General features: G+C 28.0%; 11 protein-coding genes. All 11 read right to left on the bottom strand.

The genetic code is table 11. The features are described from left to right. Window positions 1-277: 277 nt before the first annotated feature. Window positions 278-1,990, bottom strand: a complete 1,713-nt coding sequence (locus Ccar_RS06875) for a methyl-accepting chemotaxis protein (protein WP_007061287.1) — start codon at window positions 1,988-1,990, stop codon at window positions 278-280. Window positions 1,991-2,196: 206 nt separating this feature from the next. Next, window positions 2,197-3,057, bottom strand: a complete 861-nt coding sequence (locus tag Ccar_RS06870; RefSeq protein WP_007065187.1) for a pyridoxamine 5'-phosphate oxidase family protein — start codon at window positions 3,055-3,057, stop codon at window positions 2,197-2,199. 222 nt (window positions 3,058-3,279) lie between these two features. Further along, window positions 3,280-4,443 carry a 1-propanol dehydrogenase PduQ gene (locus Ccar_RS06865; protein WP_007061290.1) on the bottom strand — a complete coding sequence of 388 codons (1,164 nt, stop codon included), beginning with the start codon at window positions 4,441-4,443 and terminating at the stop codon, window positions 3,280-3,282. 285 nt (window positions 4,444-4,728) lie between these two features. Continuing rightward, a complete protein-coding gene (locus Ccar_RS06860; RefSeq protein ID WP_007065185.1) occupies window positions 4,729-5,565 on the bottom strand; it encodes a methyl-accepting chemotaxis protein in 837 nt (278 codons plus the stop codon). Window positions 5,566-5,744: 179 nt separating this feature from the next. Further along, window positions 5,745-7,280, bottom strand: a complete 1,536-nt coding sequence (locus Ccar_RS06855) for a cell wall-binding repeat-containing protein (protein WP_007061293.1) — start codon at window positions 7,278-7,280, stop codon at window positions 5,745-5,747. A gap of 173 nt (window positions 7,281-7,453) precedes the next feature. Beyond that, window positions 7,454-8,878 (bottom strand): HAMP domain-containing sensor histidine kinase, encoded by a 1,425-nt coding sequence (locus Ccar_RS06850; RefSeq protein ID WP_007061294.1) that lies wholly within the window; start codon window positions 8,876-8,878, stop codon window positions 7,454-7,456. A gap of 16 nt (window positions 8,879-8,894) precedes the next feature. Further along, a complete protein-coding gene (locus Ccar_RS06845) occupies window positions 8,895-10,223 on the bottom strand; it encodes an erythromycin esterase family protein (protein WP_007061295.1) in 1,329 nt (442 codons plus the stop codon). A gap of 33 nt (window positions 10,224-10,256) precedes the next feature. Beyond that, window positions 10,257-11,030: an ABC transporter permease gene (locus tag Ccar_RS06840; RefSeq protein WP_007061296.1), complete on the bottom strand. Its 774-nt coding sequence runs from the start codon at window positions 11,028-11,030 to the stop codon at window positions 10,257-10,259. 12 nt (window positions 11,031-11,042) lie between these two features. Beyond that, window positions 11,043-11,855, bottom strand: a complete 813-nt coding sequence (locus Ccar_RS06835; RefSeq protein WP_007061297.1) for an ABC transporter permease — start codon at window positions 11,853-11,855, stop codon at window positions 11,043-11,045. A gap of 12 nt (window positions 11,856-11,867) precedes the next feature. Further along, complete coding sequence (locus tag Ccar_RS06830) at window positions 11,868-12,608, bottom strand: ABC transporter ATP-binding protein (protein WP_007061298.1); 741 nt, start codon at window positions 12,606-12,608, stop codon at window positions 11,868-11,870. A 225-nt stretch (window positions 12,609-12,833) separates the two neighbouring features. Then, window positions 12,834-13,517 carry a response regulator transcription factor gene (locus Ccar_RS06825; protein ID WP_007061299.1) on the bottom strand — a complete coding sequence of 228 codons (684 nt, stop codon included), beginning with the start codon at window positions 13,515-13,517 and terminating at the stop codon, window positions 12,834-12,836. Window positions 13,518-13,602 lie beyond the last annotated feature (85 nt).

Raw genomic sequence — 13,602 nt, 5'->3', positions numbered from 1 at the left:
TATTGTAAAATTTAATTTTATTATCCAACTAAAAGTAAACTATATCTTGAATTATATTAGAATTCAAGCATTTCATCAAGGAAAATAATTTTAATTTCTATATTTTTATAAAAATCGAAATTAAATCTTATAATTTATAATATATAACTTGTAACTGATTTTATAAAATCCATATTCACTTATTATATATACAAAATAAGGAACTATGAATTACACCATAGTTCCTTAGCTATTTTAATAAATTATGTATGATAAATACTACCTATCAATTAGCTTTCTATACTCTAAATTTCATTACCATTTCATTAAGCTTTTGTGCAAGGTCAGATTGAGTTTGTGCTGATCTTGCAACGTCTTCTATTGCAGTTGATACTTCACCTATACTGCTTAATATTTCTTCAGAGCCTGCTGCAGATGTTTGTGCAGTTGAAGCTACATTATCAATAGCTCTTGTTACTTGACCTACTGTTTCACTCATTTTTTTTGTTGCTAAAGCTATTTCTTCTGACATGTTATTAATAAATTCAGAATCCTTTTCATAGGCTATACCAGTTTTTAGCAATAATTCATAACTTGGCTTTACACTATCATTTACATAATCCAATATATCTTTTGCACTGTTGGATAAATTATTAAATGCACTCTGAATTTGTGCTACCATATTCTGAATTTGTGTAACAGCACCTGCAGATTGTTCTGAAAGCTCTCTTACTTCTTCAGCTACTACAGCAAACCCTTTTCCTTGTTCACCAGCCCTTGCTGCCTCTATAGCTGCATTTAAAGCCAATAAATTTGTTTGTTCTGATATATCTGCTATGGACTCAGCCATTTCTCTTACTTTACCTACTACTTTTCCTTCTTCTATAGCTTTTATTATATTATTATATTTTTCATCGTAAATTTTACTTCCATTTTCTATATCTTTTTTAGCTTTATCTTTTACCTCAAATGCTCGGGATTTTATTTCTCTTACAGATAAAGCTGCTTTATCAGCTTTATTTGATAATTCAATTGTAGTTGAATTTATTTCCTGTACAGAAGCATCTACCTGTTCTATTACAGCACCCAAATTTTCATTTCCCTTTGCAATTTGTTCAGTTGATTGAGTTACATTTTGGGTATTAGCAGAAACTTCCTCTGTTGTTGCTGATAATTCCTCACTGGAAGCACTTATATCCGATGCACTATTATTAATTTGAGAAATTAAATTCTTTATATTTTCTCCTGCAGTATTTAAAGCTTTAGCAAGATTTCCTATTTCATCTTTAGTATCAATATCAATTTGCTGTGTCAAATCTCCTTCTCCAAAGGCTTCTCCAAATTTTAATATTTGCTTCAATTGTTTAGACATTATATTAGCTATTATTCCACCTAGCGCTATAGCAATAATTAATGCTAAAACACTTACAAATCCAATAGTTCTTAAAGAGCTAACTGTTGTTTGTCCATTACTAACATCTTTTTCTTTCGCCATTTTTTCGTTTGATTTAATCATATTCTCAATTTGTTTACTTACTTTTTCCCTAGCAGTTCCAACCTTAGGGAAGAACTTAACAGCTTCGTCATATTTTTGTTCATCTACAAGTTTTATAAGTTGGTCACGAGTTTCTTTATAGTCAGCTATTGACTTTTCAAGTTCTGTATACATCTTTGTATCATCACTTGTAGTAGAACCTTCCTTATATGTATTTAGTGCATTACTAGTTTCCTTTTCCAAATCAGATATCTCTTTTTTTATATCTTCAAGTTCACTTCTATCTCTTTTGTATACAAGTAAAAGCAAATCTGCTCTAATTTGTGTCTGATTATCTTTTATGGTCCTAATAGCATTTATTCCAATAAAGTTATCAGAATACATTTCATTGGAGTTAATTCCTATCTTTTTTATGTTAGCAGCTCCAACTACACCTACTATTATTATAAATATTGATATAAAGACAGATAAACTCGCTATTTTTTGCCATATTTTTAAATTGTTAAACCATTTCATCAAAACTTCTCCCCCTTTAATTAATACATATACTTTTATATTAAATTCATTTAAAGTCTTATAATTAACTTAGCATATTATTCTACACATATAGGCAATCTTAAGTTAATTATAAGACAGAGTTCTTACACTACCAAGTTTTTTTGATGTTTTTCCCTGCACTTTTTATGTTTTTTTGTTGAAGTTATGAAAAAACGCTTCTATAATTAATCATCAAAGCACTGCAAAACTTGTTTTACATTATAATCTTCTTTAGAAAAGTCTGAAAAAAGGACTTCGTATTTATTGGGTTTGACCTTTATGACATTTAAATAGATAGGCATATTTTTTAAATTTTCTATGTTTAATCCTCTGTTTTTCATGACAGTATTATATTCATTACTAAATCTTTCTACTAAAATTGCAGTACCTGAAATTTGAACTCCAGCTAAACTTTTAAAGTCCTTATAATTTTCATATACTGCTATAGAAACATGAGGGTTTACATAGATATGTGCAAATTTTTCACCTCCTTCACTGATAAAATAAATTGCTTGATTTAAATATTTATATTCAATAGGTGTAGCTCTTACTTTATTTTCATGTGCAGTACATAAGGTACATGTATTATGCTTTAGAAGAAAATCTTCAATTTTCATTTTTAAAATATCTGCTGGCATATCACTATTATCTTTAAAAATACTTTTTATTTGTAAAGCTTTATTGGAAATTTCTGATTCATCCATAAGTGATGGAAAGTGTTCTGAAAAAATTATACATTTTCCTAGTATATTACATACCTTTTTCAGAAGTTCATCTGAATTTACAATGTTTAAAGATGTAGAAAGAATTGCAACTTTCTTATTTTCTAATTCATTAGCATTTGCTTTTATAAAATTTACATACTTACAAAAATCATCTTTTGAATTAACTGACATGACAATAACCACATTAGAATAATTTTTAAAACTCGTTCTAAATTGTTCAAATAACATGGTTTTAGCTGGTCCAAGAGTACAACTTAAAACCTTGGCAAACTTTTTAATGGTATACCCTTGGTTTTTATAAATGACCAATGTACTATCCATTTAACCACTTCCTAATTTTATTTACATTATAATTTTACCACAAAAATATAAAACACTTAACTATTTCATTAAGCCAAACATTCTAAAAATAAGTACTAATAAAATAAAAGCTGTTATCAAAATTAACTTTACATTGATAACAGCTTTTCATATATTGTATTTTTATACAATAAATTTGACAGTTAAATTCATGAAACATATTTGCCATCATTTCTTAATGGATTATTTACCATAATATGCTTCTTTAAAAATACTACATATATCATCCTCATTAGGAGTTCTTGGGTTTCCTTGTGTACAAACATCTTCCATAGCAACTTTGCACATTTCTTTTAGTGAATTTAAGAACTCATTTTCATCAATTCCTAACTCACTTATGCAAATAGGAATATTTAATTTTCTATTTAAAACTTTTATTGCTTTCATAAGCATTATTACGCCCTCTTTAATATTTGCTTGTGGAAGACCTACTAATCTTGCTATATCAGAATATTTTTCTGCAGCATCAAAACTAATATATTCTTTTTCATCAAATAAACCTGAATTATATTTTATGACATAAGGTAATAATATTGCATTTGCCTTTCCATGAGGTATTTTAAATTTTGCTCCCAATATATGAGCCATACTATGATTTATTCCTAAGGAAGAATTTTCAAAGGATATTCCTGCCATACAAGATGCACTATGCATTTTTTCTCTGCTTATTTTATCCATACCAGTATTATACACTCTTTCAATATACTTAAATACATATTCTATAGCCATTTTTGCCAAGGCACTAGTACAATCCGACCCTCTTTTTGAAACAAAAGCTTCAATAGCATGAGTTAATACATCCATACCTGTATCAGCAGTAACTGAAGGTGGTACTGTTTTTGTAAAATCACAATCAAGTATAGCTACATCTGGATACATTTCTTCACTTTGCAGCGCTATTTTTTTATGAAGTCTTTTATCAGTTATAACTGCATATGAACTTACCTCTGAACCAGTTCCACTAGTAGTTGGTATTGCTATAAAGTGTGTATGATTTTTAATTCCACCAGAAGTTTTTTTAAGCATTTCTTTCAAAAGATATATAATAGCTTTAGATGCATCAATTACCGAACCGCCGCCAACAGCAATTAAAGTTTCTGCACCATACTCAGAAAAAATTTCTAAACCTTTAGTTACTACTTCTAAAGAAGGTTCAGGCTCAATTTCAGAAAATATCTTATAATCAATATGTTGTTTTTCAAATATTTCTTTTATTTTATCTAGCATTCCAACTTTAACCATAACACCATCTGTAACTATAAAAACCTTATTACATTTTAAACTTTCTAAATAGTTAATTGCACCATCTTCATAATATATATCACATGGAACTTTGAATTTTTTCATTTTAACACCCCCATATTCAGTCACCATATTCTTAAATTAATTACATTTTCATATTTATTTTACTGCGTCAATTATAAATTAACAATCACTGCAGCATATATTGTCATTTTAAAACCATTAAACTATTAAAATATTAAGACTTTATTTACATTTATGACAAAATTGACTTATCATAAAAAGTAAAATAAAAAAGCAGAGAACTATTAATAAATTCTCTACTTTCTAAAAAACATACTAAGCTGTTATATTTAAATGGCTTTTTCTTTTAATTTGTTTATAATATAATTAAAGCTTTTCACCTATTTCTTGTATTATTTTCGCTGTATTACTAAGTTCACTTATACTGCTGTTAATTTCTTCAACATTGGCAGCTTGAGTTTCAAAAGCACTATTGTTTTCAGAAATGCTATTTGTAACATTTCCAATTGAAGTTTTCAATTTAGTCAAAACATTATTTATTTCACCTATAGATTCACTACTTGAATTTGATAATTTTCTTATTTCATTAGCAACAACACTGAAACCTTTTCCCATTTCTCCAGCTCTTGCTGATTCTATTGCTGCATTAAGTCCTAACAAGTTAGTTTGCTTTGATACATTCTGAACAAAGCCTATAATTTCATCTGTTTTCTTCATGTCTTCATTTGTAGCATTTATTTCTTGTAATATATCATTACTGTTTTTAGCTACACCTTGTATTCCAGATGCTACATTATCAATAACTTTGGAAATTTCTGAAAAAGATTGTACAAAAGTCTTAGAGTGTTCTTTAATATCTTCTCCCCAATTTCTTTTTCCTATGGCAATGCTACCTATAATTTGTCCATCTTTATTCCTTATTGGAGATGCTACTGCTTTTATAGCCATACCAAAATATTCCTTAGGTAAATCCTTTGTCACCGTCTTTCCCTGCTGCATGCATAAATAAGCTGGAATATCATGAGGTATATTATCACCTTCACCATAATTACCTTTATAACTATCAACACCAAATTTAGTAATTTTAATTATTTTTTCTCTATCCGTAAGCATAAATCGTACTTCATTACCAAATAATTCGCTAATAGAAGGCAATATATAGCTAATACCTAAAATAAAATTATCGTCATCCAAATTTTTCATTTCCAATAAACTCCTTTGTTATGTTTTTGCAATTACTTAATATGATTAAATTATTAATTCTCATAGCCAAAACTCTACATATTTTTCATAACACTATTTTATCCTTTAATTCTAAATAATTCAAGGTAATTATTTAAATTATATAAACGCTTTCTTAATGTAAATTACATATTTCTAAGTTAGCCACCTAAATAACTAAAATGCATATAGTCCTTTGGATTTTTGAAGTTACCTCCCCAATCCCATTTGTACTTTTGAAACACTTTAACTATTTCTGGTGTTATAGAATATGGGTCTTCATTTGGCTTATAATAATTTCCAACTTGAGATTGAACTTTTCCATCCTTATCTAATTGAATATAATAATTTTCATCTGGATTTATATCAATGGCAGCTCCTGCTGGATGATTAATACATGAATCTGAATCTCTAAATCCACCTACATCATCTATTGGAAACTGCTGAGGCAGTGCATATATTTCATCAAAAATTTGTTTTACAACTGACGATAATTTCTTGTTAACCTCAATACTTTTAATTACAGTTTTCTTGCCCTTACTCTTATCATTTTTATCTACATAATCCCATACCTTAATAGTAACATTTTCTATATTCTGCTGCTTTGCTTCTTTAGTTGTGTATTGCCAATTGCCATTGAGTTTGGCAAATGTTCCATCCCTTTCTGCATCGCCAATGAGAAACTGTCTTCTATTAGGTGCATTTGTAGCATCATTATTATCCTTATCTACTACTACCTGCTGCTGAAATAAATTATTAACTTTTGATATAGGCAGTACACCTTCTCCGCCTAATATAACTTTATTTTCAATTACCTCTTCTTGTAATAATTTATTAATATGATTGTTATCACTATTTCCTGCAAATATTATTGGACTGCCATTTTTTACTGCTAATCCTACAGCACTTAATGCATCTGCAAAGCCTTCACCTGATGTTATATAAATAGTATTAAAATTTATATTTGCTTTAAAATTATCTATAATATTTTCATTCAATGAATAAGGTGCATTTCCTGATATTCTCTTAACTTCTGGAAACTTATTTGCTACTGATTCTGATATTAAGCTTTCATCGCCCAATACATATGTATTTTTTACATTATGTTCTTTAAGATAGGCTTGTACAACATTGGGAACTTCATCTTTAGAAACTAATAATACTGGAGCGTTATCCTTAGCTGACATAGGTGCTGCAGATAAAGAACCTGAAAAATCCTCTCCATTTGCTATAAAAATTTCGTCTACATCTCCTAATTCCTTTGCTATATTTACAGCTGTAGAATATCTATCCTGTCCTGATAATCTTTTTAAATTATAACCACTTTTTTTAAGTGAATTTTCAATATCGTTAGAAACAACACCTTTTCCACCTAATATTATTATATTTTTAGGCTTTAGCCTATTTAGTTCACTTACTAATACAGGGTTATCCTTCATGGAATTTCCTTGAACTAATAGTATAGGAGCTTTATATTTATATGATAATGCTGAGGCACCTAATGCATCTGGATAATTTTCACCATTTGCTATAATAACGTTTTCCGCAGTACTCCAACCACTTGAGGAAACTGCTTTACATGTATCATAACGAGTTTGTCCAGATAATCTTGTAGTATTATCTTGTGCACTTACATTAGTTGTTAATAACCCTGACGCGAAAATTCCTATTATCATCGTTATCAATCTTTTGTTCAAATTCTTCGCCTCCCTTATTTTAATAGGTTAAAATGCCAAAAACTTTAGTATTTACTCAGGCAAGTCCTTTTTATGTAATTCTATCATATAATTTGTTCCATTTAAACTAAGTATTTAAAATATAAAAAATAAAAACTAACATAGGAAATTAAACCCTTGTTAGTTTTTACTTTTTATATTAATTTAATATTAACTTTGACTACAGCTCCACCTTTTTCATTATTCTCAGCTTCAATTTTTCCATTAAATTTATCCACTAAAGCTTTTACTATATATAGCCCAAGCCCTGAATGTCCCTTTTCCTTTGATCTTGATTCATCCCCTTGATAAAATTTTTTGAAAATATTGAGAGTATCTTTTTTTGAAAATCCACATCCCGTATCTGAAATACAAAGAGCCATTTTTTCTTCAGTTAAATTTAAATTAAGTTCTATATTTCCTCCTTCTTTAGTAAATCTTAAACTATTAGAAATTAAATTATCCAATATTTCAGATAGTGCATAACAATCCATACTTACTAAAGCTTTGCTTGTTCTTTCATCATTAATTATACATTTAAAACTTATTTTTTTATCTTCTGCAAGTATATTGTAATCAAAAGACTTTTCATTTATAAATTCAATTATGTTACATTTTTTATATTTAAGAGTAAAATCCGACTTTTCAATTTTAGTTAAAATATTCATTTTTTCTATTAATTTAGTCATTCTATCTGCATTGTTATCAATTAAATTTAAGTATCTATAAACCTTATCTTCATCAAATCTTTTACTATCTATAAGACCTTCAACATGACCTTTAATTATAGTAATTGGTGTTTTTAAATCATGGGCAATGGCAGATACCATTTCTTTTCTTTCTTGTTCCATTTGCCACTGATGATTTAAAGATTTTTTAAGCTCAGATCTCATTTCCTCAAAGGATTTACAAAGTCTTCCTAATTCGTCTTTACTGTTGTAATTTATAGTAAAATCTAAATCTTTATTTTTTATTTTTTCAGCACCATCCATAAGCTGCTTTAAGGGTATTTTTAATTTTTTATTAAGCCTGGATGCAAAAATAGCAGTGAAAATTATAATATATATAAATGGAGATAAAAGCATTATATTTTCTGAATACTTAACTATCCAATTATATTTAGGGTTAGAAGCACTACTTCTTAAATAATACTTAAAAATAACCATTCCTTGTATTTTATTATTATATATAATAGGTACATATTTTATCATCTTTGGTGTGCTGCTTTTATCAATTTCAGGTTCTTTTCTTAATTTAACTGGAGTATTTACTATACTTTCTTTAAAGTAACCATATAATAACTCTCCTCTTGAATCCACAACTTCATATTCTATGCCTTGAAGGGGAATTATTTTTTCCAAATTGCCTTTAAAATTCTTATTTAAAACTCTATCCTTATTTTCACTTATATACTTTTCAATATCTGGTACAATGGATTCATAATAATTTGATCTTAATATTATGTTTTTTTCTGTTAACTTTAAGTCTATATAAATTCCTACAAAAGTAAACAGCATGCTCAAAATTAATACTGATAATATAGAAAAAATAAATCGTCTTTTAAAAGTAATATTTTTCATTTAAACCCTACCTCTATTAGTTTGGAATCAAATAATTTGGTTCAGAATGAGTTGTCTTGTCTATATATATCAAACCATCATAACTTTCATTTAAAGTAGTATTTACATAGCTTTTATCATCTCCATTGAAATCAGCACCAAAATCACGACAACTTTGTGATGACGATATAAAATCCTTAATGTATCTATTTTCTGCTGCTGTTTTAAAATCTATAAAAAATAAAGGACTAACTTTAGATAAAATACATGGTGCTGATTCTTTGTTTGCTGCTTTAAGTGTACATTTTTTAAGGGCATTAGGCTTAGAAGTTTTGTCCACTGCTATGGCACTTCCTTCATTAAATTGAAACCCAATAACATATAATTTGTCCTTGTACATATCATACAAATTTGCTCCCATTCTTTTTACATTATAATCCTCATTATTTAAATTATCTTCCTGCTTGTCTACATGTGTATTATGTGCCCAAAGCATAATTTTTGCATCCTGTCCTTCAAAATCTAATATCCATTTAACATTTTCAGCCATATATTTATCTCTCTTATTCTCCCTTTCAGCATCACTTTGTTTTCCATGAAGCATATCATAAGCTTGATATATAATATTTAAATTTTGTTTATAAAGTTCATAATCTTCTTTAGATGATTTGTTAATATAATCATTTTTGTTTTTTTCCATTATATTGATTATTTCTTTAACTTTATCTCCTGGAAGCTGTACATCTTTATTATCAAATACATTTGGACTTCTAAACTTTTCAAGTACACTATCTATTTGACTTTCATAAACTGGATCTACTTTTTTCAAGTATTCTGTAACCTTTGCTGCTGCTATATCAGATGATTGCATATCAAAACCATAAAACTTAACTTTTTTATCATGATTTTTATTATATTCCCTCATCCATTTTACCATATCTACTACTTCTTTCGTATCCCATGTCCAAAATCCCATTCCACCTACAACCTTCTCAGCATCCCCTTTTCCATATAGAACATAATCATTAACAGCCATACAGTTACTCATACATGCTTCTATTCCAAAAACATTATATCCCATTTCTTCAACTAAAAATTCAAGCATTTTATGTTTCATTTGAAAGAATTCCTTTGTTCCATGAGTAGCCTCTCCCATTGCTATAATTCGCTTATTCTTTAGTACACTTTTAAGAGGCATTAAATCTTTAAAATCATTTCCTGCTTTTACTGTGTTTATATCTACTTTTTTACTTTTTAAAGCCTCTACAACTTTAACCTTTTTATATTCTTCATATTGATTATTTACTACGAAAACTCCAAAAATTAAAATTAGAGCACAAAGTATTATAGTTACTATTTTCTTCATTTACATCATACCTCCAACCTTTCATATTTCACCTTAATAGAGGTAGTCTTTTTTTATCCATATTTCTATTCCCATAAAAAGCCCACACACAATTAAAGCCAATACAGCAATATGCTCACTTACAGGTACTGTATGACCTAAAGTGTAAAATCCATATTTCACATTTTTCCATAAGAACTCAAATACATTTGTAAAATGTGTTAAAATTGCAATTGATCCAATTACAGATAAAATAGAAATTACAGAATTAGATATTATCACTGAAATAATAGATGCTATAGAAAGAATGCTTAATAACACTAGAAACTGTATCATATAAAATTTTGCAATGTATAATAAGGCACCTAATGCATTAAATTTATGCTGTATATTATAGAAGGTAACAGTTGACACCTTAGGCATAAACAAATATCCAAAAATGGTACTAATTGCAAATACTATAAACATTAATATAAATGTAGTTAATGCTAAGCTTATCCATTTTGATATCATAAATTCATATTTTTTGTAAGGCCTTATCATATACATTCTAAAAGCTCCTGTAATTTGTTCATAATTTATTGAATCAATAAATATAATTGGTAATGCTATATACAATAAAACTAAACTAACTTCCTGATATATAAAAGGTGAAAAATTTAGTGAGTTCAACGCTACCGTATAATTTTTTGCATCATAAGAACCACTTGGACACTTTAATCTAAATATACAACTAAGTATTGTATCTACTATAATGAGCATTAATAATATTCTTGTTTTTTTATTAATCCATATTCTTTGAACTTCAGCTTCTATCAATCTTTTCATAATAATTCCTCCCTAAATATAACAATCCTTATCATTAAACAAATTAACTGCAATCAAGTAAAATACTCCTATATACAAAGCAATTATAAATATTATTAACCCTATATCCTTTGGATTTTGTGCAAGTATAATTAATATACCGTGGTCTTGAATTGACACTAAGGATGAAAGGTCTACTATTTCACTTACCTTATTTGTAAATACTGAATACATAGTTGGATATAATGCTGATGCTGCTATGAAAGTTAAACTTCCTCCAACTGCTCCTGTAGTTGTCCTGCAATTTATGCATATAACCATAATAACTGCAGCTGCAGCAATAAGCGTTATAAACGCAATAATGTAATACTTAAAATTGTATAAAACTGCTTCATTTAGTGTAAAAGCATAATTATAAGTTCTAAATTTAACTTTTTCATGTGGAAGAAATAAGTACCCTAGTATATAACTTATAATTAAATGACTAGTTAATAACAAAAACAGCATGCTTACAATTGCCAAAAATTTTGCCTTTATTATATCCTTAAAGGATACTGCTCTTATCATAATCATTCTAAGCTCACCTGTTCTATATTCACTAGTTATAGATATGATTATTAACAAGATAGCTATGATGTTAAAAAATAGAGTAAGATTCATTTGAAGCACTGTACTTGGAAAATTTAAAAATGTAGTATATTTAGTACTGCTTGATGTAAATTTAAGGTTTAATTTAAGATAATATTTAACAAAGTTAAACAATATTATAGGTACTAACCCAAAACAAAGCCATGTTGATTTTCGTTTCCACATTCTCTGCCATTCACTCAAAAATAATTGTTTCATCCTTCTTCCTCCTTAATAGCCACTTACTAAGTTTATAAATGCATCTTCTAATCTTCCGCCTTCTCCTGTATTTTTTAATAAATTTTCCTTACTTCCCTGCCATATAATTTTTCCTTTATTTATTGCAATAAATCTATTACACATTTGCTGAAGTTCATCTAAAAGATGGCTTGATATAAAGAAAGTTATATTTTTCTCTTCTCTAAGTTTCAAAATAAGATTTCTTAAATCTCTCATTCCTATAGGATCAAGTCCATTGGCTGGTTCATCTAAAATAACTACTTCTGGATTATTTAAAAGTGCTTGAGCAATTCCTAGTCTCTGCTTCATTCCCAAAGAATAAGTCTTAACCTTATCATCGCCCCTATCTTCAAGATCAACTATTTTTAATACTTCTTCTACTTTTTCTTTTTGTTCCTCTTTTGACATATCAGGATTTAGCATAGCTAAATTTTTTAAGTTTTGCCTGCCTGTCATATATGAGAAAAATATGGGTTCTTCAACAATTGCTCCAAGCTTAGTAAGTGCAGTTTTTCTATTTTCATTAACATTTACTCCAGCTACACTTACTTCACCTTCTGTAGGCGATATCAAATTTGTTATAACTCTTATTAAGGTAGTTTTTCCTGCCCCATTTGGACCTATAAAACCACATATATCTCCTTCGTATATATCAAAAGAAACTCCATCTAGTATAGTTCTCTTTCCTATTTTTTTAGTAACATTTTTGACTTCAATTTTCTTGTTTAACATATTAATTGCCTCCTATAAATTCAAAATTACCAATCTTTTCTTTACTGCTCTTTAATTTTAAAATTCATTTTTAAACTTTTTATAAAGTTTTTAAAAAAAATTTAATTCATAGAAAACTATTACCAAAAACAGAAGTGCATAAAAAAACCATGAAATTAGGACATTAGCCCTATATTTCACGGTTTTTAAATATCAAACAATTTTTCATTATCACTCAAAAAAATTTTACTTTTCCCACTTATATCCTACCCCCCATACAGTAGAAATATATTCTCTATCTTTATCATATTTTTTCAATTTATATCGTATCTTCTTTATATGTTCTGCCACTGTTGCTGAATCCCCCTCTGCATCATAACCCCATATCTTTTCATATATTTGTTCCTTGGAAAATACTTGTCCACAATTTACTGCTAAAAGCTCTATTACTCCAAATTCCTTTTTAGTCAAAGGAATAACTTCACCCATACAAAAAATAGTTCTTCCTTTTAAATCTATATTTAAATTTTCAAAATATAAATTTACTCTATTTTCATTATTAAAGCTTCTTTGGTCTCTCCTTAAATGTGCACTTATTCTTGCTTTTAATTGTCTTAAGCTAAAGGGCTTGGAAATGTAATCATCTCCACCTACTCCTAAACCTGTAATTAAATCTTCCTCTTCACTCTTTGCAGTTAAAAAGATAATAGGACAATTCACTATATCTCTTATTTCTCTACATACTTCATATCCATTTTTACCTGGCATCATAACATCCAGCAATATTAAATCAGGATTAAGCTTTGCCTTTTCAACAGCTTCTATACCACTATATGCCACAAAAACTTCATAATCATCCTCTTGAAGCGAATCCTTTAAAAACGAAATTATATCTTCTTCATCATCTACAATTAATATCTTTTCCTTCAATACTTAACATCTCCAACTTCACATAAAATATCTTTATCATTTTACTTAAGTTCATCTTATTACCTAACAAAATCAGGTTATTATA

Origin of the sequence: Clostridium carboxidivorans P7 (assembly GCF_001038625.1) — a bacterium.
Classification (GTDB): Bacteria; Bacillota; Clostridia; order Clostridiales; family Clostridiaceae; genus Clostridium_AM; species Clostridium_AM carboxidivorans.
The sequence above is the reverse complement of the archived record's forward strand: the minus strand, read 5'-3'. Positions and strand labels throughout refer to the sequence as shown.

What these genes read in the sequence shown, in the direction of transcription:
- Ccar_RS06875 (WP_007061287.1), bottom strand. Translation starts at nt 1,990, where the DNA reads ATGAAATGGTTTAACAATTTAAAAATATGGCAAAAAATAGCGAGTTTA.
- Ccar_RS06870 (WP_007065187.1), bottom strand. Translation starts at nt 3,057, where the DNA reads ATGGATAGTACATTGGTCATTTATAAAAACCAAGGGTATACCATTAAA.
- Ccar_RS06865 (WP_007061290.1), bottom strand. Translation starts at nt 4,443, where the DNA reads ATGAAAAAATTCAAAGTTCCATGTGATATATATTATGAAGATGGTGCA.
- Ccar_RS06860 (WP_007065185.1), bottom strand. Translation starts at nt 5,565, where the DNA reads ATGAAAAATTTGGATGACGATAATTTTATTTTAGGTATTAGCTATATA.
- Ccar_RS06850 (WP_007061294.1), bottom strand. Translation starts at nt 8,878, where the DNA reads ATGAAAAATATTACTTTTAAAAGACGATTTATTTTTTCTATATTATCA.
- Ccar_RS06845 (WP_007061295.1), bottom strand. Translation starts at nt 10,223, where the DNA reads ATGAAGAAAATAGTAACTATAATACTTTGTGCTCTAATTTTAATTTTT.
- Ccar_RS06840 (WP_007061296.1), bottom strand. Translation starts at nt 11,030, where the DNA reads ATGAAAAGATTGATAGAAGCTGAAGTTCAAAGAATATGGATTAATAAA.
- Ccar_RS06835 (WP_007061297.1), bottom strand. Translation starts at nt 11,855, where the DNA reads ATGAAACAATTATTTTTGAGTGAATGGCAGAGAATGTGGAAACGAAAA.
- Ccar_RS06830 (WP_007061298.1), bottom strand. Translation starts at nt 12,608, where the DNA reads ATGTTAAACAAGAAAATTGAAGTCAAAAATGTTACTAAAAAAATAGGA.